The sequence below is a fragment of the Cryptosporangium phraense genome, assembly GCF_006912135.1.
Lineage (GTDB): Bacteria > Actinomycetota > Actinomycetes > Mycobacteriales > Cryptosporangiaceae > Cryptosporangium > Cryptosporangium phraense.
On record NZ_VIRS01000005.1, the window covers coordinates 97,917 to 118,426 of the forward strand.

The window sequence follows — 20,510 nt, forward strand, 5'->3', positions numbered from 1 at the left end:
GAGGGGAGTCGCGATGAACATCCGGCCACTGGGCGAACCGGGCGACCTCGGCTGGGTCGTCGGCGAGCACGGCCGCGTCTACGCCGAGGAGTTCGGCTGGGACGTCAGCTTCGAGGCGCTGGTCGCGCAGATCGTCGCCGACTACGCGAACAAGCACGACCCGCGGCGCGAGGCGGCCTGGATCGCCGAGGTCGACGGCGAGCGGGCCGGGTGCGTGTTCTGCGTCGCGGCCGACGACACGACCGCCCAACTACGGATCCTGCTGGTCCACCCGCGGGCCCGCGGGCTCGGCCTGGGCGACCGGCTGGTCTCCGGCTGCCTCGACTTCGCGACCGCGGCCGGCTACCGCCGGATGGTCCTGTGGACGAACGACGTGCTGGCCGCGGCCCGTCGCATCTACCAGCGCCACGGCTTCGCCCTGGTGGACGAGGAGGCCCACCACAGCTTCGGCCGGGATCTGACCGGCCAGCACTGGGCCCGGGACCTCGGGCAATACGCCGACGATATGGCCTGACTCGTAGCCTGGATTCGTGCGTGTCTTGATCGTCGAGGACGAGCTGTACCTGGCCGAGGCCATCCGCGACGGGCTGCGCCTGGAGGCGATCGCGGCCGACATCGCCGGCGACGGCGACACCGCGCTCGGCCTGCTGAGCGTCAACGCCTACGACATCGCGGTGCTCGACCGGGACATCCCCGGCCCGTCCGGCGACGAGATCGCCAGGAGCATCGTCGCGTCGGGCAGCGGCCTGCCGATCCTGCTGCTCACCGCGGCCGTCCGGCTCGACGACAAGGCGTCCGGGTTCGAGCTCGGCGCCGACGACTACCTCACCAAGCCGTTCGAGCTGCAGGAACTCGTGCTCCGGCTCCGGGCGCTCGACCGCCGGCGGGCCCGGCACCGCCCGCCGGTGCGCGAGATCGCCGGCCTGCGCCTGGACCCGTTCCGCCGCGAGGTCTACCGCGACGGCCGGTACGTCGCGCTGACCCGGAAGCAGTTCGCGGTGCTCGAGGTGCTGGTCGGCGCCGACGGCGGGGTGATCAGCGCCGAGGAACTGCTGGAGCGGGCCTGGGACGAGAACGCCGACCCGTTCACGAACGCGGTGCGGATCACGGTCTCGTCGCTGCGCAAGCGGCTCGGCGAGCCCGGCCTGATCGCCACCGTGCCCGGCGTCGGCTACCGCATCGACACCGGCGACGCGCGTGGATAGGCCGCCCGGGTTGAGCGTCCGGCTCAAGCTGACGCTCAGCTACGCGGGGTTCCTGCTGATCACCGGGGCACTGCTGCTCGCGACCGTCTGGGTGTTCCTCCTCCGTTACGTCCCGGACCCGCCGCCCGGGCGGCGCATCCCGATGGGCCCGACCCAGCGCGACCTCCTCGACGCGTTTCTCCCCCGGGCCGCCCAGGCGATGACGTTCCTGCTGATCTTCGGCCTGATCGGGGGCTGGGTGCTGGCCGGCCGGATGCTCGCGCCGCTGAGCCGGATCACCGACGCCACCCGGCGGGCCGCCGACGGTTCGCTCGCCCACCGCATCTGGCTCCCGGGCCGGCGGGACGAGTTCCGCGAGCTGGCCGACGCCTTCGACGCGATGCTGGCGCGGCTGGAAGCCAACATGGCCGAGCAGCAGCGGTTCGCGGCCAACGCGTCGCACGAGCTCCGGACTCCGCTGGCCATCACCCAGACCCTCCTCGACGTCGCCCACAGCGACCCCGAGCGGGCCACCAGCGAGCTCGACCGACGCCTGCGCGCGGTCAACGCCCGGGCGATCGAGCTCACCGAGGCGCTACTGCTGCTCAGCCGGGCCGACCAGCGTTCGTTCGTCCGCGAACCCGTCGATCTGTCGCTCGTCGCCGAGGAGGCCACCGAGACGCTCCTGCCGCTGGCCGAGAAGCACGGCGTCACGATGCAGACGTCCGGGGACGTCGCCCCGGCCCTCGGATCACCCGCGCTCCTGCTCCAGATGACGACGAACCTGCTGCACAACGCGATCGTCCACAACCGACCCGGGAACGGGACGGTGCAGGTCACGACCGCGGTCCGGGCCGGGTCGGTGGTCCTGACCGTCGAGAACACCGGCGAGGAGCTGCGGCCCGAGCTGATCGCGACGCTCACCGAGCCGTTCCAGCGCGGCACCCAGCGGATCCGGAGTGACCAGGCCGGCGTCGGCCTCGGGCTGGCGATCGTGCAGAGCATCGCCCGGGCGCACGACGGAACCCTCACCCTCCGCCCGGGCCCGGCCGGAGGCCTCCGCATCACCGTCGAACTCCCGGTCACGTGATCGGGAAGTCGAAGTACGTCTCGGGGTAGGGCTCGTTCTCGAGCGTGTAGTGCCACCACTCGAAGAAGTACGACCGGAACCCGCACTCCTCCATGATCGAGCACAGGTAACGCCGGTTCTGGGCCTCGGCCGCGGTGATCTCGGCCGACCCGTGGTGCGAGACCGAGTCCATCAGGTCGTGGCCACCGCCCATCGGCAGGAGGTCGTCGGTCGAGAGCCGGTAGAGCGTCAGGTCCACCGTGCTGCCGCGGGTGTGACCGGACTTCGCCGCGACGTAGCCCTTCGCGAACATGTCGGCCCGCGCGATGCGCGGATAGTGCCGGGACTTCGTGGCACCGTCCTCGGGCTGCGTCGACCAGGTCAGGAAACGGTCGACGGCCCGCTGGGGGCGGTAGCCGTCCCAGAGCAGCAGGCCGAAGCCGAGCGAGGCGGCCTTCTCCCGGGCCTTGTCCAGGCCGATGCACAACGCGCGGGTGCCGACGATCCGGTTGGCGACGTACCCGTCCACCGGCTTGCCGGTGAAGTTGTCCCAGGTGGCGTACTTGGCGTCCCAGCGAATGCCGGGCACGGCCTCGTCGACGAAGACGAAGTCCTCGTTCATCGGGCGGCCAGCGCCAGTGACACGAGCCGGTCGATCACGTCGGCGAGCGACCACCCGGCCGCGGCCATCATCCGCGGATAGCGGCTGTACGAGGTCAGGCCGGGCAGCGTGTTGACCTCGTTGAGCACGACGGTCCCGTCGTCGGTCAGGAACAGGTCGACCCGGGCCAGCCCCCGGCAGCCGAGCGCCCGGTAGATCGCCGTGGCCGTCTCCCGCACCAGCGCGCGCGACTCGGCCGGGATGTCGGCCGGCACGATCGGCGTCGCGTTCTCCGAGCCGCTCTCCGGTTCGTCCTCCTGGTGAATCCGGAAGAACCCGTGCGAGAGCGCGATCCGGTCCACCTCGCCGACGACGAGGTCGTCGCCGTTGCCGAGGACGTCGGCGTTGCCGAGGACGGCGCAGCCGACCTCGGCGCCCTCGACCGCCTGCTCGATCAGCACCTTCGCGTCGTACTGCCGGGCGGTCTCCAGAGCCGCGGCCAGGTCGTCCGGCCCGGAGACCTTGCTGACGCCGAACGACGAGCCGGACCGGGCCGGCTTCACGAACACCGGGTAGGTGAGATCGCCGGGGTCGACGTCGCCGGTCCAGAACGTCGGCGTCGCGATCCCGGCGCTGCGCACGACGACGTAGGTCAGGGACTTGTCCATGGCCAGCGCCGAACTCTGGACGTCGCACCCGACGTACGGCAGACCGGCCGTCTCCAGCAGCCCCTGGATGGCCCCGTCCTCGCCGAACCGGCCGTGCAGCACCGGGAACGCCAGGTCGAGCGCGATCGCGTCGTATTTCCCGTCGTCCAGCACGAGCAGGTGACGGCCCGACAACACGGCCGGGCGGCCGGTGTCGTCGTCCGGGCCCTCGCCCAGCGTCCAGGCGCCGCTCGGCGAGATCCTGATCCAGTACGGCTCGTACCTGGTGCCGTCGAGGTGCCGGGCGACCTCGCGGGCCGACTTGACCGAGACGGGATGTTCCTCCGACCGGCCACCGAACAGAATGCCGATCCTCAACCTATCCATCGTGCTCCCCGCTTCCGAACTTCCGGCAATTGATGAGGCTGTTCTCGACGGTGTCGCGCAGCGCGTGATCCGTGTAATAGGCGGTGTGCGGGCTCAGCAGCACGTTCGGCATTTCCTGCAGCCGCAGCAGTGGCTTGTGGTCGATGACCCGGTTCCGGCGGTCGGCGTAGAAAATGCCTTCTTCCCCTTCGACGACGTCCAGCGCCGCACCGCCGAGATGCCCGCTCTCCAGCACGGAGATCAGCGCGTCGGTATCGACCAGCGGCCCGCGCCCGGTATTGACGAGGAATGCGCCGGGCCTCAGCTGCTGTAGTCGGGCGCGGTCGACGAGATGATGCGTCGACGCGTCCAGTGGCGTGTGGAGCGTGACGATGTCGCTCTGCCGGAACAGCACGTCCAGCGGAACGTGCCCGGCCGCGGGACGGCTGTCGTGGGTCAGGATCCGGCTCCCGAAACCACGCAGCCGCGCGACGACCGCGGAGCCGATTCGCCCGGTTCCGACTACTCCGACGGTGAGATCGCGCAGCTCGCGGCCGCGGAACTCGGGCAGCCGGTAGTCGTGCTCGTCCGCGCGGCGGATCGTCGGCTTCGCCTGCCGGATCGCCATGAGCATGAGCATCACCGTGTAATCGGCGACGCTGTCCGGCGAATAGGCGACGTTTCCCACCCGGAGGCCGACGCTTTCCGCGTGGCTCACGTTGAGATGGTCGAATCCGATGCTGCGCGTGGAGACGTAATTGACGCCGGCGCGGGCGAGCGCGTCGAGCGTCGCATTCGTGATCGGCGTCTTGTGCCCGACGCTGACGCATCGGCTCCCGCGGGCCAATTCGCTGGTGGTTTCGGAAACCGGCGCGTCGGTGATCGTGAGATCGGCTCCGTAGTGGGGCGCCAATTCCCGGAACAGGAGCGACTCGTCCGGCTCGCATCCGTAGATCGTGATCCGCTCGGGCATGGCCCCAGTGAACGCGGCTCCCGGTTGCCGACCCGTATTCGTTTTTCGATAAGCGAACGATAGGGGCCCTCGGTTCTCGTAGTCGCCCACGAGGGTCAGCGTCGGGCTGCCGCCGACGGCCGGGCACCGCGATGGTCGGCCTGTCGCCGCGGAACAGGATCATCACCCGGTCGGCGTACCTCCCGGCGGTGCGGCCGACTCCACTGGCGACGGCGGCTGTCCGGGCCGCTCTGGGGATCCGCTGATCGTCGCGTATCGCAGAACAGCGTCACGCATGTTGTTGACACGATCGCGCGTCGGGCCTTAACGTCGCCGCCACGCGGGTAGGCAACAGACTCGCGAAGCACCTCCCCCCGTTGCATGCCGATCCGGCGTGCAGCCGCTCGGCCCAGAACCCGAGCGAGCGGAGCGGATGATGCGAGCGGTTCGCCACCACGCCCACGGCGGCCTCGACACCCTGGTCGTCGACGACGTCCCCATTCCCGAGCCCGGCCCCGGCGAGGCGCTGATCCGCGTCGAGGCCTGCTCGGTGAACTTCCTCGACATCCAGCAGCGACGCGGGCCGGCGCTGATCCCGGGCTTCCAGCTGCCGCACACCGCCGGCATGGACGTCGCCGGCGTGGTCGAGTCCGGCGACGGGATCGCGGCCGGCACGCGGGTCGTCGTCAACCCGGCCGTGCCCTGCGACGACTGCGAGACCTGCCGGTCGGGGCGGGACGGTCACTGCCCGGCCACGAAGGTCATCGGCGGCACGATCCCCGGCGGCTACGCCGAGTACGTCGTCGTGCCGACCGCGAACCTGTACCCGGTGCCGGAGGGCCGGTCGCTGGTGGAGGCGGCCGTGGTCCCGACGGTCTGGATGACCGCCCACCACGCCCTGCACGTCACCGGCCGGGCCGCGTCCGGTGAGACCGTGCTGATCCACGCCGGCGGCAGCGGCGTCAGCACCGCGGCGATCCAGCTCGCCCGCGCGGCCGGCCTGCGCGTGATCTCGACGGTCAGCCGGCCGGAGAAGGCGGACTACGTCCGGACCATCGGGGCCGACGTCGTCATCGACACGTCGAGCCAGGACATCGTGGGCACGGTCCGCGAGGCGACCGGCGGCCGGGGCGTCGACCTGGTGCTCGATCACGTCGGGCCGGCGACCTGGGCGGCCGGCATCTTCAGCCTGGCCGCGCGCGGGCGGCTGGTGTTCTTCGGCAACACCACGGGTGACGTCGCCGAGACGAACCTCGTCTACGCGTACCACTTCGGGCTGCAGCTGCTGGGCTCCGACCCGTACGACCGGTCCGAGTTCGCCCCGGTGCTCGACACGTACTGGAACGGCGACTTCGTCACGCCGATCGACAGCGAGTTCCCGCTGGCCGACGCCCGGGCCGCCCAGGAACACCTGGAACTGCGGCGCGCCACCGGAAAGGTGGTGCTCCGCCCGTGACGAGCCCGGCCCCGGTGTGGGATCTGATCAACGGCTACGCCGCCTACTGGGCCTTACACGCGGCGATCGACCTCGGAGTGTTCGAGCGGCTGGCGGCCGGCCCCGCGACCGCGGCGGAACTGGCCGAGTCGGCCGGCGTGCCCGACCCGGCCGACCTCGAGCTGCTGGCCCAGCTGCTGGCGGCCAAGGGCCTGCTCGAAACCGACGGCTCGCAGTGGACCAACACCGCGGCGGCGCAGCGGTTCCTGGTGCCCTCGTCGCCGGCCTCGATGGTCGGGCTGGTCCGGCACTCCCCCGGTCCGAAGGCGGGCTGGCCCGCGCTGGCCCACACCCTGCGCGCCGGCCGGCCGGCCGAGCCGATCCGCGAGGCGCTCGACGACCTCTATCCGGAGCTGGTCGCGGCCACCGCGGCCACCCAGGGCGCGGTCGCCCGGGGTGTCGCGGCCGAGCTCCGCGACCGGGGCCTCTGGGACGGCACCGGCCTGGTCGTCGACCTCGGCTGCGGCTCCGGCGCCTGGCTCGAGGGCTTGCTCGCCGCGGGCGCGCCCGCGGGCGCGCGGGTGCCCGCAGCCCGGGCGATCGGGGTCGATCTGCCGCACGTCGTGCCCGCGGCGCGCGACCGGCTCCCCGGCGACCGCGTCACGCTCCTCGGTGGCGACTACCTGCAGGTCGAGCTGCCGGCCGGGAAGGCGTCCGTCGTCGTGCTCGCGCACGTGTTGCGGGCCGAGGCGGCCCCGCGGGCCGAGGAACTCGTCCATCGCGCGCTGGACCTGCTCGCCGACGACGGCGTCCTGCTCGTCGCCGACTACTTCCGTCCGCCGGACGGCGCCCCCACCCAGACCTATGTGGACGCCCCCCACGACCTGACGCTCGCGCTGACGATGCGGGCGTCGACGCTCGGCCGTGGCCTGACCGAACCGACGCTCGCCGCCTGGTGCGCGGCCCGCGGAGCTCACACCGTCGCCGTCGTCGAGCCCGTACCGCGCCAGCGCGTGCACCTCATCACCCGCTCCGGAGGCACCCATGGATAACGCCGACACGCTCATCGTCCACACGACCGTCGTCAGCATGAACGACGACCGGCAGGTGATCACCGACGCGGCGGTAGCGATCAAGGACGGCCTGATCGCCGCCGTCGGGAAGACGGCCGACGTCGAGGAGGCGTGGTCGGCGGGCGACGTGCTCGACGGACGCCGGTTCGTCGTGACGCCGGGCCTGATCAACACCCACGTGCACGCGACCGGCGAGCCGCTGACCCGCGGTTTCGTCCCGGACGACACCCCGTTCATCGAGAACGTGTTCGAGTGGCTGACGCCGATCCACACGTTCTACACCGAGGAGGACGAGCACATCTCGGCCCAGCTCGCGGCGCTCGAGATGCTCAAGTCGGGCACGACGACGTTCCTCGAGGCCGGCACGGTCCGCTTCATCGACCCGGTCGTCGAGGCCCTGGGCGAGATCGGTATCCGGGCCCGGGTCGGGCCCTGGGCCTGGGACCAGGTGCAGGACTACGACGCGCTGAAAATGGACACCGACACCGCGATCGCCACGCTCGAGGACTCGATGAGCAGGCACGCGTCGAGCTACGACGGCCGCATCCAGGCCTGGCCGATCATCATCGGCCACACCTGCTGCAGCGACGAGCTGTGGAAGGCGGCCAAGGAGCTCTCGGTGCGGTACGACACCGGGTTGAGCTTCCACATGTCGCCGGCCGCGATGGACCCGGAGGGGTTCCTGGCGGCGTTCGGGCAGCGGCCGATGGTGCACCTGGCCGAGCTGGGCGTGCTGGGGCCGAACGTCATCCTCACCCACGCGGTGCACGTGGACGACGAGGAGATCGCGCTGCTGGCGTCGACCGGGACGAGCGTCTCGCACTGCCCGACGACCGCGCTGAAGGTCTCCTACGGCGTGACGCAGATCGGCAAGTTCCCGGAGATGGCCGCGGCCGGGGTGAACGTCGCGATCGGCACCGACGGCAACAACGCGTCGAACTACCACGACCTGATGCGGGCCACCTACCTGGTCGCGGGCCTGTTCAAGGACGCCAGGCGGGACGCGACGATGTTCCCGGCCGAGACCGCGTTCGCGATGGCCACCCGGAACGGCGCCCGGGGGCTGCAGGAGGCCGACCGGCTCGGCTCGATCGAGGTCGGCAAGCAGGCCGACCTGGTACTGCACGACACCGACCGGCCGGAGTGGCGTCCGCTGCACAACGTCGCCAACCAGCTCGTGTGGTCCGCCGACGGGCGCGGCGTCCACACGGTCTTCGTCGGCGGACGACGCGTCGTCGAGAACTACCGCTGCACCACGCTCGACGAGTTCGACCTGCTCGAGCGCGCGCAGCGCGCCGGTGACGGGATCCGTCGCCGGAGTGGGCTCCCCGACCGGGCCAAGTGGCCCACCATCTGATTCGCGAAAGGATTCGTCATGGCTGAACTGACCGAACCCCGCTGGACGCACGTCGCGCTGCCGGTGACCGACCTCGACCGGTCGATCGAGTTCTACACCACGGTGACGCCGTTGGTGCTGGTCACCCGCAACGTCGACGACAACGGGCAGGGCGCCTGGCTGTCGAACAAGAACCAGGTCGACTCGCCGTTCGTGCTCGTGCTGGCCGAGTTCAAGCCCGAGATCGGGAAGAACTTCGGCATCGAGCCGGGGCAGAAGGCGACGACGCTGGCGCCGTTCGCGCACCTCGGCATCGAGCTGCCCCGGCGCGAGGACGTGGACGCGGTGGCCGAGAAGGCCCGCGCGGTCGGCGCGCTGGAGTGGGAGCCGCGGGACATGGCCGCGCACATCGGCTACATCTGCGCGGTGAAGGACCCGGACGGCAACACCGTCGAGTTCTCACACAACCAGAAGGTGTTCTCGACGATCACCGAGCTCTGGGGCTGAGCCCGGACGGGTCGAGGTCGGCGATCTCCTGCAGGAGGCTGCGCGCGACCTCGACCCGGGCGGGGTCGAACTGCGCGAAGGCACGGCGGCTGATGTCATCGACACGGTGGCGGAGGTGCTGGTAGCGGTCGGTTCCGGCCGGGGTCAGTTCGGCGGCGCCGTCGCTCAGGACGATCAGGCCGGCGCCGGCCAAGCCGGCGAACAACGCCTCGGCAGCCGGGGCGTCGAGGCCGTTGGTCGACAGCAGGTCGGTGAGGACGGTGAGCGGGAGGCGACCGCGCAGGCCCAGCGCGTTGAGCGTGAGCCACTCGGTCATCCCGATGTTCTCGTCGGCCAGCAGGGTCTCGAGCGGTGCGGTGAGCGTGCGCTGGGCCAGCGCGAGCGCGCATCGCGCCGGCGCACGCGCACGTGATTCCGTTCGTGCCGGCGGAGGGGATCCAGATCGGACAGCTGGCCAAGCTCGCGAAGGTGCGCAAGCAGACGATGGCGCAGTCGGTAGAGCAGCTCGTCGCGTCGGGGTACGTGCGCCGGGGGCCGGACCCGAGCGACCGGCGGGCCAGCCTGATCTTCCTGACCGAGGCAGGGCGCGCGCTCGGGCCGACGTCTCTGGTGGCCGGGCGGAAGGTCGAGGAGGGCTGGGCGGAGGTGGTCGGGACGGAGGAGCTCGAGCAGGTCCGGCGGGCGCTGATTCGGCTGCTCGGCCTTACGTGAGGGAGCGCTCCGGGGCGGGAGCCCGCCGGAGCAGGGCGCCGGCCGCCGCGATAGCGGCGCCGAGGACAAAGCCCTCGGCGCTCACCAGGCCGTGACCGTTGGCTTGGACGAACCAGAGCGTCAGGCCGGCGAGAGGCACCGCCAGCGCGAGCAGGCGCCGCCGGGTGGTCGTCGGGGTGAGCAGCAGGGCGCCGGCCAGCGCGAGCACGATCGCGGCCGTGACCAGGTTGAACGCAACGCCGACGAACCCGCCGTTCTGCAGGAACACGGCGGTGAACGGACGCCACCACCCCACCTTCGCCGGATCGTCGGCCAGCGCCGCGAACGCGCCGTCCCAGCTCGCCTGCAACACCAGGCCGGCCACCAGCGCCATGGTGCCGACGATGGCCAGCCAGGGCACCCGCCGAGGCCCGGTGACGAGCAGGTTCCCGGCTCTGACCAGCAGGATCAGCAGGGCCGCGGTGGTCAGGTCGTAAACGATCGCAGCCGGAACCGCCGCGCTGGCCGCACTCCTGCCGGACGCGCCCTGGGAACAGCGGGTCGGCGCGCAGCTCGAGGCACTGCGTCAGAGCCTCCGCGCCCGGACCGGCGCCCCGGCGCTGCTGGCGGCCAGCCCGGCGCTGCTCAGCCCGGCCGCGCTGGCGCTGATGGAGCGACTCCAGCGGACGCTGGACGCGGCCGGAGTAGCGCCGGCCGAGCGCGCGGTCGCCGCCGACACGCTGCTGAGCTACGTCACCGGGTTCGTCCTGCAGGAGCAGAGCGACTCGGCCACACCCGTCGACGCCGAGCGCGCGGCCGACCTGGCGGCCCGCTACCCGCTGACCGTCGCCGGAGATCCCGACCCGGACGCGATGTTCGGTACCAGCCTCCGCCTGCTCTACGCCGGCATCGCCACGTTGATCCGAGCCCCGGACCCCACCCGACGCTGACCCGTCGCCCCTCCCGCTCGACGTCCCCCGGCGGTGCCCCGACGACGGGGCGGCGTGGCGCGTCGGTCAGTTCGTTGCCGTGAGGTCCAGGGCGATGTCGACGATCATGTCCTCCTGGCCTCCGACCAACCCGCGCCGCCCCGCTTCGACCAGGACCTGGCGCGTATCGAGCCCGTACTCCACCGCGGCCCGTTCGGCGTGCCGGAGGAAGCTGGAGTACACCCCCGCGTACCCCAGCGTCAGCGTCTCGCGGTCGACGCGCACCGGGCGGTCCTGCAGCGGTCGCACGATGTCGTCGGCCGCGTCCTGGAGCGCGAACAGGTCGCAGCGATGCTCCCAGCCCTGCAGGTCCGCGACCGCCACGAACGCCTCGATCGGGCAGTTGCCCGCCCCGGCGCCCTGGCCGGCCAGCGACGCGTCGACCCGGTACGCGCCCTCCTCGACGGCGACGACCGAGTTCGCGACCGACAGCGACAGGTTCTCGTGCGCGTGGATGCCGATCTGGGTCTCGGGACGCAGCACGGCCCGGTACGCGCGCACCCGGTCGCGCACGTCGTTCATCGTCAACCGGCCGCCGGAGTCGGTGACGTAGACGCAGTGCGCCCCGGCCTTCTCCATGATCAGCGCCTGCTGGGCGAGCTCGGCCGGCGGGGCCAGATGCGACATCATCAGGAACCCGGACACGTCCAGACCCAGCTCGCGCGCGGTCTCGATGTGCTGGTTCGCGATGTCGGCCTCGGTCGCGTGGGTGGCGATCCGCACCGAGCGGACGCCCAGGTCGTAGGCCCTGCGCAGGTCGTCGATCGTGCCGATGCCGGGGAGCAGCAGGGTCGTCAGCACCGCATCGCGAACCACCGACGCGGCCGCGGCGATCCACTCCCAGTCGGTGTTGCTGCCCGGCCCGTAGGTGAGGCTGGCCCCGGACAGGCCGTCGCCGTGCGCGACCTCGATCGCGTCGACACCGGCCGCGTCGAGGGCGGCCGCCACCGACGCCACGCGGGCCGGGTCCAGCCGGTGCCGGATGGCGTGCATCCCGTCCCGGAGCGTGACGTCCTGGAGGTAGAGCCCGGTCATCGGATCGTCTCCGCGGTCCGGAGCGCGGCCGAGGTCATGATGTCGAGGTTCCCGGCGTACGCCGGCAGGTAGTGCGCGGCCCCCTCGACCTCGAGGAACGTCGACACCTGCCAGGCCGGCTCGGCGTCGCCGACCAGCGTCTCGAGGCCGGAGTCGGCCGGCCTGATCTGTACCGCCTGCTTCAGCCGGTATCCCGGCACGTACTGGGCGACCTCGGCCACCATCGCCTCGATCGAGGCCCGGATCTGGTCCGGGTCCGCGTCCGCGGTCAGGCAGAGGACCGTGTCGCGCATGATCATCGGCGGCTCGGCCGGGTTGAGGACGATGATGGCCTTCCCCCGGTCGGCTCCGCCGACCTGTTCGATGGCGTGCGACGTCGTCCCGGTGAACTCGTCGATGTTCGCCCGCGTCCCCGGTCCGGCCGACTTGGACGCCATGGACGCCACGATCTCGGCGTAGTGGACGTGGGCGACCCGGGACACCGCGGCGACGATCGGGATCGTGGCCTGCCCGCCACACGTCACCATGTTGACGTTGCGCGCGCCGGCGTGCTGGTCGAGGTTGACCGCGGGCACGACGAACGGGCCGATCGCGGCCGGCGTCAGATCGATGAGGACCTTGCCGTACGGGGCCAGCGCCGCCGCGTTCGCGGTGTGCGCCCGGGCCGAGGTGGCGTCGAAGACGACGTCGATCTCGTCGAAGTTCGGCAGGCCGATGAGCCCGTCGACGCCGTCGGCGGTCCAGGGGATCCCCAGCCGGCGCGCGCGGGCCAGGCCGTCGGACTCCGGGTCGATGCCGACGAGCGCACCCATCTCCAGCTTCTCGGAGACCCGGAGGACCTTGAGCATGAGGTCGGAGCCGATGTTGCCCGAGCCGATGATCGCGACCGTGGTCATCGCGCCGTCCCTCCGGAGAAGCGGGCCTCGACGGTGCCGAGCCCGGTGAGCGAGGCGGTGAAGTGCGCGCCCGGCGTGACCGGCACCATCGGGCCGAGCGCGCCGGAGAGGATCACCTCGCCGGCCCGCAGCGGCGCGCCGTACTCGCGGGCCGTGCGGGCGAGCCAGACCAGCGCGGTCACCGGGTCGCCGAGGCAGGCGGCGCCCGAGCCGGTGCTGACGATCTGGCCGTCGCGTTCCAGCGTCATCGTCACGTCGCGGAGGTCCCGGTTCCCCAGCCGCCCGGTCGACGCGCCGAGCACGTACAGGCCGCTGGACGCGTTGTCGGCCACCGTGTCGACGATCGTGATGTCCCACCCGGCGATCCGGCTGTCCACGATCTCCAGCGCCGGCACCACGTCGCTGACCGCCGCTCGGGCGACGTCGGGCCGGACGTCGTCGGTATCGAGATCGGCGCCGAGGATGAACGCGACCTCGGCCTCGATCCGCGGTTGCAGGAGCCGGTCGATCTCGACCGGACGGTCGGGAGGGCAGGACAGGTCGTCGAAGAGGACGCCGAAGTCCGGCTGGTCGACGCCGAGCTGGGCCTGGACCGCGGGCGAGGTCAGGCCGATCTTGCGGCCGACGATCCGCCGGCCCTGGGCGAGGCGGCCCTCGGTGAGCAGCGTCTGCACCGCGTAGCCGGTGGCGATCGACGAGTCCGGCAGCAGATCCCGGACCGGGGCGCACGGAGTTCGGGTTTCCTGGCTGTGTCGCAGCAGGTCAGCCGCCTGGTGGATCGCTGTCGACAACGTCGAGGTCATGACCTGGACTGTGGCACCCGTAGGCGCCGACGGTGCAACACTTCGTTCCGTGGGACGGAACATGCTGGAGCGGAGTTTCGCGATCCTCGGCGCGTTCCAGGCCGGCGACGGCGAGCTCACGCTGGCCGAGCTGAGCCGCCGGACCGGGCTGCCGAAGGCCACCGCGCACCGGCTGCTGGGCGAGTTGGAGACGCTCGGCGCGGTGGAGCGCACGCCCGGCGGGGTGCGGCTGGGGCTGCGGTTGTTCGAGCTCGGTCAGCTCGTCCCCCGGCCGCGCGACCTGCTGGACGTGGCCGCGCCGTTCCTGTCGGACCTGCGGGAGGCGACGCACCAGACCGTGCACCTGGCCGTGCTCGACGGGGTCGAGGTCGTGTACGTGCAGAAGCTCGGCGGGCACCGGGGGCCGGAGATTCCGTCGCGGCTGGGCGGGCGGATGCCGGCGTACTGCACGGCGGTGGGCAAGGCGTTGCTCGCCTTTGCGGTTCCGGGCGTGGTGGACGTCGTGCTGGGCGGCTCGCTGCCCCGCCGGACACCGCGGACCGTGGTGGCGCCGGGGCTGATCCGGGCCGAGCTGGCGTCGGTGCGGCGGCGCGGGGTCGCCGAGGAGCACGAGGAGTCGGCGGCCGGGATCGCGTGCGTGGCCGCGCCGGTGCTGTCCCCGGGCGGGACGGCCGTGGCCGCGGTGTCGATCACCGGCTGGGCCGGGCGGCTGGACGTCCGGCGGCTGGCGCCGACCGTGCGAGCGGCCGCGCTCGGCGTCGGCCGCCTGCTCTAAGTGCTACCCAGCGCGCGCCGGATGGCCGACTCGGCCTGGGACATCGAGAGGCCGGGCGGGACGACGAGTACCGCGACCGGCTCGTCGCGGGCCGCGGGGTCGAAGATCCCGCGGACGTCGGTCAGCGCGGCCTCGATCTCGCCCTGCGGGTCGGTGCACTCGCCGCGCAGCCAGCGCCGGAGCACCCGGTTGTGGGCCGCCACGACCGCCGCCGAGGTCAGCTCGGCGCGCCGCTCGGCCGACTCCGAGCCGTCGCCCCACTTGCTGAGGTAGTGGCGGAACAGCCGCTGGTACCGGGCCCCGCTGACCAGCTCGCGCTCCCGCAGGGCCGGAACCGCCGACGTCAGGCGGTACCGCTCGCGGGCCCGCTCGCCCTCGGCGACGTAGTGGAACAGCACGATCTTGACCGCCTCGGTGACGGCCTTCAGCGCGGAGTCGGTGTGGGTGGAGCGCAGCCGCTCCTCGACCCGGTGCAGGAGCTGGTCGTGGTCGGGGAAGATCACCGCTTCCTTCGACCCGTAGGCGCGGAAGAACGTGCTCCGGCTGACCCCGGCCGCGGCCGCGATGTCGTCGACCGACGTCTCCTCGTAGCCGCGAGTCGCGAACAGCCCGAACGCCGCCTCGGCGATCGCGTCCCGCCCTGCCGCCATCGAGCCTCCTTCCGGTGGGAACCGGTAGACATTCTGCCCGGTGAAACTTAGTCTCAATTTATGACACCGAGGGTCAGGACTTTGACGAAGGTACTGGTCGCCAACCGCGGGGAGATCGCCGTCCGCGTCATCCGGGCCGCTCGGGACGCGGGGATCGCCAGCGTCGCGGTCTACGCCGAGCCCGACCGCGACGCGCTGTTCGTCCGGCTGGCCGACGAGGCCTACTCCCTCGACGGCGCGGCCCCGGCCGACTCGTACCTGTCGATCCCGAAGATCATCGACGTCGCCGAGCGCGCGGGCGCCGACTCGGTGCACCCGGGCTACGGATTCCTGTCGGAGAACGCGGAGTTCGCCCGGGCCGTGCTGGACGCCGGGCTGATCTGGATCGGGCCGCCGCCGGCCGCGATCGACGCGCTCGGCGACAAGGTCAAGGCCCGTCACATCGCCGAGAAGGTCGGCGCGCCGCTGGCCCCCGGGACGCCGGACCCGGTGGCCGACGCCGACGAGGTGATCCGGTTCGCCGAGGAGAACGGGCTGCCGATCGCGATCAAGGCCGCGTTCGGGGGCGGCGGCCGGGGCCTCAAGGTCGCGCGCACGATGGAGGAGATCGCCGACCAGTACGAGTCGGCGGTGCGCGAGGCCGTCGCCGCGTTCGGGCGGGGCGAGTGCTTCGTGGAGAAGTTCCTGGACCAGCCGCGGCACGTCGAGACCCAGTGCCTGGCCGACTCGCACGGGAACGTCGTGGTCGTGTCCACCCGGGACTGCTCGCTGCAGCGGCGTCATCAGAAGCTGGTGGAGGAGGCGCCGGCGCCGTTCCTCTCCGCCGACCAGGTCGCGCGGCTCTACTCGGCGTCGAAGGCCATCCTGGCCGAGGCCGGGTACGTCGGGGCCGGGACCTGCGAGTTCCTGGTCGCCCGGGACGGGACGATCTCGTTCCTCGAGGTGAACACCCGGCTGCAGGTCGAGCACTGCGTGTCCGAGGAGGTCACCGGGCTCGACCTGGTCCGGGAGATGTTCCGGATCGCGGCCGGCGAGGAGCTCGGGTACTCCGACCCGGAGGTGCGCGGGCACTCGATCGAGTTCCGGATCAACGCCGAGGACCCCGGGCGCAACTTCCTGCCCGCGCCGGGGACGCTCACCGAGTGGGCGCCGCCGCAGGGGCCGGGCGTCCGGCTGGACGGCGGGTACGAGAAGGGCCAGACCGTGCCCGGCGCGTTCGACTCGCTGATCGCGAAGCTCGTGATCACCGGGCGCGACCGCACCCAGGCGCTGGAGCGCTCCCGGCGGGCGCTGGCCGAGTTCCGGGTGGACGGGATGCCGACCGTGATCCCGTTCCACCAGGCGGTCGTGGAGGATGCGGCGTTCGTCGGGCCGCCGTTCGCCGTCTACACGACGTGGATCGAGACCGAGTTCGACAACCGGATCGCGCCCTACGACGGCTCGTCGGCGGAGGGCGCGGCCGATTCCGACGAGCGGCAGCGGGTCGTCGTCGAGGTGGGTGGGAAGCGGCTCGAGGTCGTGCTTCCCGCGGTCCTCGGGGCTGTTGCGGCTCCCCCGTCGGCCAAGAAGCCCCGCGGCGGAGGGCGGAGGAACGTCGCCACCGCGGTTTCGGGGGATGCCGTCACGTCGCCCATGCAGGGAACGGTGGTGAAGGTCGTCGCCGAGGACGGGCAGCAGGTCGCCGAAGGCGACACGATCGTCGTCATCGAGGCGATGAAGATGGAGCAGGCCCTCAAGGCGCACAAGGCCGGGCACGTCGTCGGGCTGTCGGTCGCCGTCGGCGAGACCGTGAGCAACGGCGCGGTCGTGTGCGAGATCAAGGAATGACCGATGGAAGAGACCCTCGCTCGGTCCGGGCTGTTCCAGAACGTCGAGCCGGCCGCCGCTGAGGCCCTGGCCTCCCACCTGAAGTACCTCGACGTCTTCCGGCGCGACGTCGTCTTCTCCGAGGGCGACGCCGGGGAGTCGCTCTACATCGTGCTGGAGGGCAAGATCAAGCTGCTGCGCCGGTCGCCGGACGGGCGGGAGGGCGTGCTGGCGCTGATGGGGCCGTCCGATCTGCTGGGTGAGCTGGCGGTGTTCGACCCCGGCCCGCGCACGGCGACCGCGGTGGTCGTGTCCGACGCCCGGCTGGCCCAGATGCACCGCGACCAGCTGCGGCCGTGGATCGCCGAGCACCCGGCGGTGGGTCGGCAGCTCCTGCAGGTGCTGGCCCGGCGGCTACGCCGCACCGGCGATCACCAGGCCGATCTGATCTTCACCGACGTGTCGGGCCGGCTGGCGAAGACGCTGCTGGAGCTGGCCCGCCGTTTCGGTGTGCCGGAGCGCGATTCGGTGCGGGTCTACCACGATCTGACCCAGGACGAGCTCGCGCAGCTGGTCGGGGCGTCGCGGGAGACCGTGAACAAGTCGCTGTCGGACTTCGCGACGAGGGGGTGGATCCGCCTGGAGAGCAAGCAGGTGGTCATCCTCAACCGGGAGCGTCTCGTCCAGCGCGCGCACTAGCGATCGGGCCAGTGCCACGGGGGTTCGTCGAGGCGGCCCTGGCCGTCTACCCGGGTCTCGCCGAACTCCTTGATCAGCTCGATTCTCGTCACCTCGGCCTCGCTCGCCTCCAGCGCGCTGACCAGGGCCCGGGAGTGGCTGATCACCACGACCTGGGCGCGGGCCGAACCGGCGACGATCAGGTCGGTCAGCGGTCGGAGCAGGTCCGGGTGCAGGCTGGCCTCGGGCTCGTTGAGCACCAGCAGCGCGGGCGGCCGCGGGGTCAGCAGCGCCGCCACCCACATCAGGTACTTCACGGTCCCGTCGGACAGCTCGGACGCGCCGAACGCACGCAGCAGCCCCGGCTGACGCAGGCCGAGCACGAACCGCCCGGCCTCGCTCTCGATGGCCAGCGTGCTGCCCGGGAACGCCGAGTCGACGGCCGCATCGAGGGCGTCCTCGTCGCCGATCTCGCGGATGGTCTGGAGGGCGGCGGCCAGGTCGGCGCCGTCCGGGCCGAGCACCGGCGTCCGGGTGCCGACCTGGGCCTGGCGGACCGGCGCGTCGGAATCCGTCCGCAGGTGGTCGTAGAAGCGCCACGAGCGGATCCGCTCGCGGACCTGCAGGATCTCCGGCGCACGCTGCGGGTCGGAGTACTCGCTGAGCATGCTGTCGTAGCTGGCCAGGACGCCGGGGACGGCGAGCCAGCCGCGGCCGTCGCGCAGGCGCAGCGCGCCGTTCGCCCGGTCGGCCAGCAGGCCGGCCGGGCGGAGGAACGGCCCGGACCAGATCGCCTCGCGTTTGATCAGCGGGTCGAGGCCGAAGGCCGATTTCGACGGCGTGGGCAGGCCGAAGTCGATCGCGTAGCCGAACTCGTCGCCCGCGGCGGGGCCGGCGGCCAAACCGCCGGCGAAGCCCAGGCGCAGGCTGACCGGGTTGAGCCGGACGGTGCCCTGCGGCCGGCTCTCGCGGGCGCCGGTCTCCGGGCCCGCCCACAACGTCGAGGCCAGGCCGCCCTCGCGGGCCAGCGCCGCGACCGCGCCGTTGCGGGCCGAGTCGGCCAGCAGCCGCAGGGCCCGGTACAGGCTGGACTTGCCGGTGCCGTTGGCCCCGGTGACCACGGTCAGCCGGCCCAGGCCGACCACCAGGTGCCGCAGCGACCGGTAGTTCTGCACGGCCAGGGTGCCGATCACCCGGCCCACGCTATCAACGCCGGTCAGCGGTCAGTTTCGCGGTGATCGGTTCCAGGACGGCGATCAGCTCGTCGAGCTCGGCCGGGGTGAGGCCGTCGTAGGGCGGTGCGGCGAGTTCGTCGGTGACGGCCTCGATGCGTCGCTTGGTCTCGCGGCCGGCGTCGGTGAACCGCCCGTCGGCGTCGATCAGGCCGCGCTCGCGCAGGCCGTCCATCACCGCCCGCAGCCGGGCCTTCGGCAGGTGGTGGATGCGGCCGAAGGACTCGGCCGGATAGATCTCCATGTCGAGCGCGGCGAGCACGTGCGATTCGGTGCCGCCGATGCCCGCGGCGAGCAGGGCGGCGATGTGCCCGTCGCCGCGGTGCTCGCGGAGCACGGTCGCGGAGTGCCAGAGCCGGGCGACCGGGTCGCTGGGGATCGGGAGCGTGCGCATCCCGGCGTACATCATCCGGCCGTTCGTGGGCGCGCTCGTGGCCGCCTTGGTGGTCAGGTCGGCCGCCCGGACCAGGCCCGGGGAGCCGGCCAGCTCCGGGCCGAGGATCCGCCGGACCGAGGCCGCACTGCCCCGCTCGCGCGCGGCGACCGACGCCTCGGCCGGGATCGTCTCCCAGGCGCTCGGGATGTGCCGGGCGGCCTCCCCCTCGGCGAAGTTGTAGAACGCCGCGTGGACGACCTCGGCCGGGACCCGTCCCAGCGGCGCGGCCCGGCTCGCGAAGTAGCCGTCCCAGTAGGTGCGGTGGCCGAGCGCGGCCATTTCCTCGTTGCACTCGTCGGCGAAGAACGTGACGAGGCAGATCGGCTCGAGCAACTCGAACATTCGGCGAGGGGTGGTGGTCATCGTGCGGCTCCTTGTCTGTGCTGCTTCACCCCTGCTACGAACGCGATCGACGAATCCGACTATGGAATCAGGACGAGTTTTCCGCGCGGGTTGCCGGAGAGGCTGAGATCGACGGCTTCGCGCCAATCGTCCAGCGGGAACGTCCTGGCGACGGGGAGGCGGAACTCGTTCCGGGCGGCGAGTTCGGCGTACTCCGGCAGGAAATCCGCGGGCGGGGTGAGGCCGGGGCGGAGCTCGTCGACGTTGACGCGGGCGCCGAGTTCGCGGGCCTCGTCGTGGTTGCTGATCGTCATGACCCGGGTGGGGTCGCCGCCGGCCAGCGCGATGAGGTCGGGGAGCGTCCCGGGGCTCGGGCGGGGGGTGTCGAGGACGAGGTCGACGTCTTTCGTCAGTTCGCGGACGCGGTCGGGCATCCCTGGGCCGTACCCGGTGACCTGGGCGCCGAAGTTCTCGAGGTGCTGGGCGAACGTCGGGCCGGCGGTGGCGATCACGCGTGCGCCCCGGCGCAGCGCGATCTGGACGGCGGCGTAGCCGACCATTCCGCCGGCGCCGTGGACGAGCAGCGTGCTGCCCTCGTCGACCCCCATGAGCTCGAGGGTCCAGACGGCGGTCTGCACGACCATCGGTAACGTCGCCGCCTCGGTCGGGGCCAGGCCGTCGGGGATCGGGTACCAGGAGTTCAGGATCGCGACGTCGGCCGCGCCGGCGCTCGGCTGCCCGACGAAGTCGGCGGTGCCGAAGAGTCGTTCTCCGGTCGTGTCGTCGACGCCGGCCACGTCGTAACCGATTCCCCGGGGCAGGGGGCCGGGCATAAAGCCGCGACAGAGCTCCCAGTCGGCCGGGTTGAGGCCGGTGGCCAGCACCCGGACGCGGACGTGGTCCGGCGACGGATCCGGGATCTCGACCTGCTCCAACCGCAGGACGTCGGTGGGCTCGCCGAGTTCGTGGAATCGGAGGACGCGGGATTGTCGGGCCGCCATGGGCTCT

At 72.2% G+C, this 20,510-nt stretch carries 24 protein-coding genes; 12 read left to right on the forward strand and 12 right to left on the reverse strand.

Features of this window, described 5'->3' with window-relative positions:
- Positions 1-13: 13 nt before the first annotated feature.
- The 3 genes from FL583_RS09185 to FL583_RS09195 are packed head-to-tail and all read left to right on the forward strand — an operon-like array spanning position 14 to position 2,274.
- Positions 14-514, forward strand: a complete 501-nt coding sequence (locus tag FL583_RS09185) for a GNAT family N-acetyltransferase (protein ID WP_142704127.1) — start codon at positions 14-16, stop codon at positions 512-514.
- Between the two features lie 16 nt (positions 515-530).
- Positions 531-1,205 carry a response regulator transcription factor gene (locus FL583_RS09190; RefSeq protein ID WP_142704128.1) on the forward strand — a complete coding sequence of 225 codons (675 nt, stop codon included), beginning with the start codon at positions 531-533 and terminating at the stop codon, positions 1,203-1,205.
- Positions 1,198-2,274, forward strand: a complete 1,077-nt coding sequence (locus FL583_RS09195; protein ID WP_142704129.1) for a sensor histidine kinase — start codon at positions 1,198-1,200, stop codon at positions 2,272-2,274. The genes FL583_RS09190 and FL583_RS09195 overlap by 8 nt, the downstream gene beginning before the upstream one ends.
- On the opposite strand, the gene vanX is transcribed toward FL583_RS09195, so the two are convergent.
- The 3 genes from vanX to FL583_RS09210 are packed head-to-tail and all read right to left on the reverse strand — an operon-like array spanning position 2,267 to position 4,840.
- A complete protein-coding gene (vanX, locus tag FL583_RS09200; RefSeq protein ID WP_142704130.1) occupies positions 2,267-2,875 on the reverse strand; it encodes a D-Ala-D-Ala dipeptidase VanX in 609 nt (202 codons plus the stop codon). The two genes, FL583_RS09195 and vanX, sit on opposite strands and share 8 nt — an antisense overlap.
- Complete coding sequence (locus FL583_RS09205) at positions 2,872-3,888, reverse strand: D-alanine--D-alanine ligase family protein (RefSeq protein WP_142704131.1); 1,017 nt, start codon at positions 3,886-3,888, stop codon at positions 2,872-2,874. The genes vanX and FL583_RS09205 overlap by 4 nt, the downstream gene beginning before the upstream one ends.
- A complete protein-coding gene (locus FL583_RS09210; RefSeq protein ID WP_142704132.1) occupies positions 3,881-4,840 on the reverse strand; it encodes a D-isomer specific 2-hydroxyacid dehydrogenase family protein in 960 nt (319 codons plus the stop codon). The genes FL583_RS09205 and FL583_RS09210 overlap by 8 nt, the downstream gene beginning before the upstream one ends.
- Before the next feature lie 415 nt (positions 4,841-5,255).
- Here FL583_RS09210 and FL583_RS09215 point away from each other — a divergent pair, with 415 nt between their 5' ends.
- From FL583_RS09215 to FL583_RS09230, 4 genes are read left to right on the forward strand one after another with little or no spacing between them, the layout of a single operon-like run.
- Positions 5,256-6,275, forward strand: coding sequence for a zinc-binding dehydrogenase (locus FL583_RS09215; protein WP_142704133.1), 1,020 nt, complete (start codon positions 5,256-5,258; stop codon positions 6,273-6,275).
- The gene (locus FL583_RS09220) at positions 6,272-7,306 is read left to right on the forward strand and encodes a class I SAM-dependent methyltransferase (RefSeq protein ID WP_142704134.1); all 1,035 of its coding nucleotides are present in this window, start codon (positions 6,272-6,274) and stop codon (positions 7,304-7,306) included. The genes FL583_RS09215 and FL583_RS09220 overlap by 4 nt, the downstream gene beginning before the upstream one ends.
- Positions 7,299-8,684: an amidohydrolase family protein gene (locus tag FL583_RS09225; RefSeq protein ID WP_142704135.1), complete on the forward strand. Its 1,386-nt coding sequence runs from the start codon at positions 7,299-7,301 to the stop codon at positions 8,682-8,684. Before FL583_RS09220 ends, FL583_RS09225 begins: the two co-directional genes overlap by 8 nt.
- 18 nt (positions 8,685-8,702) lie before the next feature.
- Positions 8,703-9,170, forward strand: coding sequence for a VOC family protein (locus FL583_RS09230; protein WP_142704136.1), 468 nt, complete (start codon positions 8,703-8,705; stop codon positions 9,168-9,170).
- Here FL583_RS09230 and FL583_RS09235 read toward each other — a convergent pair.
- Positions 9,151-9,486 (reverse strand): hypothetical protein, encoded by a 336-nt coding sequence (locus tag FL583_RS09235; protein ID WP_142704137.1) that lies wholly within the window; start codon positions 9,484-9,486, stop codon positions 9,151-9,153. The two genes, FL583_RS09230 and FL583_RS09235, sit on opposite strands and share 20 nt — an antisense overlap.
- Positions 9,487-9,578: 92 nt before the next feature.
- On the opposite strand from FL583_RS09235, the gene FL583_RS09240 reads away from it, so the two are divergent.
- Complete coding sequence (locus FL583_RS09240) at positions 9,579-9,881, forward strand: MarR family winged helix-turn-helix transcriptional regulator (RefSeq protein WP_170323564.1); 303 nt, start codon at positions 9,579-9,581, stop codon at positions 9,879-9,881.
- On the opposite strand, the gene FL583_RS09245 is transcribed toward FL583_RS09240, so the two are convergent.
- Entirely contained in the window at positions 9,874-10,281 is a 408-nt protein-coding gene (locus FL583_RS09245; protein WP_142704139.1) for a hypothetical protein, read from the reverse strand. The genes FL583_RS09240 and FL583_RS09245 overlap by 8 nt on opposite strands.
- Positions 10,282-10,393: 112 nt before the next feature.
- On the opposite strand from FL583_RS09245, the gene FL583_RS09250 reads away from it, so the two are divergent.
- Complete coding sequence (locus FL583_RS09250) at positions 10,394-10,810, forward strand: TetR/AcrR family transcriptional regulator C-terminal domain-containing protein (RefSeq protein WP_276611588.1); 417 nt, start codon at positions 10,394-10,396, stop codon at positions 10,808-10,810.
- Between the two features lie 66 nt (positions 10,811-10,876).
- Here the strand turns inward: FL583_RS09250 and dmpG are convergent, their stop codons facing one another.
- Genes dmpG through FL583_RS09265 form a run of 3 tightly spaced genes read right to left on the reverse strand, consistent with a single transcriptional unit; the run spans position 10,877 to position 13,583 of the window.
- Positions 10,877-11,884, reverse strand: coding sequence for a 4-hydroxy-2-oxovalerate aldolase (dmpG, locus tag FL583_RS09255; RefSeq protein WP_142704141.1), 1,008 nt, complete (start codon positions 11,882-11,884; stop codon positions 10,877-10,879).
- On the reverse strand, positions 11,881-12,780 hold the full coding sequence (locus FL583_RS09260) for an acetaldehyde dehydrogenase (acetylating) (protein WP_142704142.1): 900 nt from the start codon (positions 12,778-12,780) through the stop codon (positions 11,881-11,883). Before FL583_RS09260 ends, dmpG begins: the two co-directional genes overlap by 4 nt.
- Positions 12,777-13,583: a 2-keto-4-pentenoate hydratase gene (locus FL583_RS09265; protein WP_142704143.1), complete on the reverse strand. Its 807-nt coding sequence runs from the start codon at positions 13,581-13,583 to the stop codon at positions 12,777-12,779. Before FL583_RS09265 ends, FL583_RS09260 begins: the two co-directional genes overlap by 4 nt.
- A 61-nt stretch (positions 13,584-13,644) precedes the next feature.
- On the opposite strand from FL583_RS09265, the gene FL583_RS09270 reads away from it, so the two are divergent.
- Complete coding sequence (locus tag FL583_RS09270; RefSeq protein ID WP_142704144.1) at positions 13,645-14,358, forward strand: IclR family transcriptional regulator; 714 nt, start codon at positions 13,645-13,647, stop codon at positions 14,356-14,358.
- On the opposite strand, the gene FL583_RS09275 is transcribed toward FL583_RS09270, so the two are convergent.
- Positions 14,355-15,008, reverse strand: a complete 654-nt coding sequence (locus tag FL583_RS09275) for a TetR/AcrR family transcriptional regulator (RefSeq protein WP_142704145.1) — start codon at positions 15,006-15,008, stop codon at positions 14,355-14,357. The two genes, FL583_RS09270 and FL583_RS09275, sit on opposite strands and share 4 nt — an antisense overlap.
- An 81-nt stretch (positions 15,009-15,089) precedes the next feature.
- On the opposite strand from FL583_RS09275, the gene FL583_RS09280 reads away from it, so the two are divergent.
- The gene (locus FL583_RS09280; RefSeq protein ID WP_142704146.1) at positions 15,090-16,835 is read left to right on the forward strand and encodes an acetyl/propionyl/methylcrotonyl-CoA carboxylase subunit alpha; all 1,746 of its coding nucleotides are present in this window, start codon (positions 15,090-15,092) and stop codon (positions 16,833-16,835) included.
- A 3-nt stretch (positions 16,836-16,838) separates the two neighbouring features.
- Positions 16,839-17,513, forward strand: coding sequence for a Crp/Fnr family transcriptional regulator (locus tag FL583_RS09285; RefSeq protein ID WP_142704147.1), 675 nt, complete (start codon positions 16,839-16,841; stop codon positions 17,511-17,513).
- On the opposite strand, the gene FL583_RS09290 is transcribed toward FL583_RS09285, so the two are convergent.
- The 3 genes from FL583_RS09290 to FL583_RS09300 are packed head-to-tail and all read right to left on the reverse strand — an operon-like array spanning position 17,510 to position 20,503.
- Positions 17,510-18,685, reverse strand: a complete 1,176-nt coding sequence (locus FL583_RS09290) for an AAA family ATPase (RefSeq protein ID WP_142704148.1) — start codon at positions 18,683-18,685, stop codon at positions 17,510-17,512. The genes FL583_RS09285 and FL583_RS09290 overlap by 4 nt on opposite strands.
- Before the next feature lie 13 nt (positions 18,686-18,698).
- Positions 18,699-19,523, reverse strand: a complete 825-nt coding sequence (locus tag FL583_RS09295; RefSeq protein WP_142704149.1) for an SCO6745 family protein — start codon at positions 19,521-19,523, stop codon at positions 18,699-18,701.
- A 59-nt stretch (positions 19,524-19,582) separates the two neighbouring features.
- Entirely contained in the window at positions 19,583-20,503 is a 921-nt protein-coding gene (locus tag FL583_RS09300; protein ID WP_142704150.1) for an NADP-dependent oxidoreductase, read from the reverse strand.
- Positions 20,504-20,510: the final 7 nt, after the last annotated feature.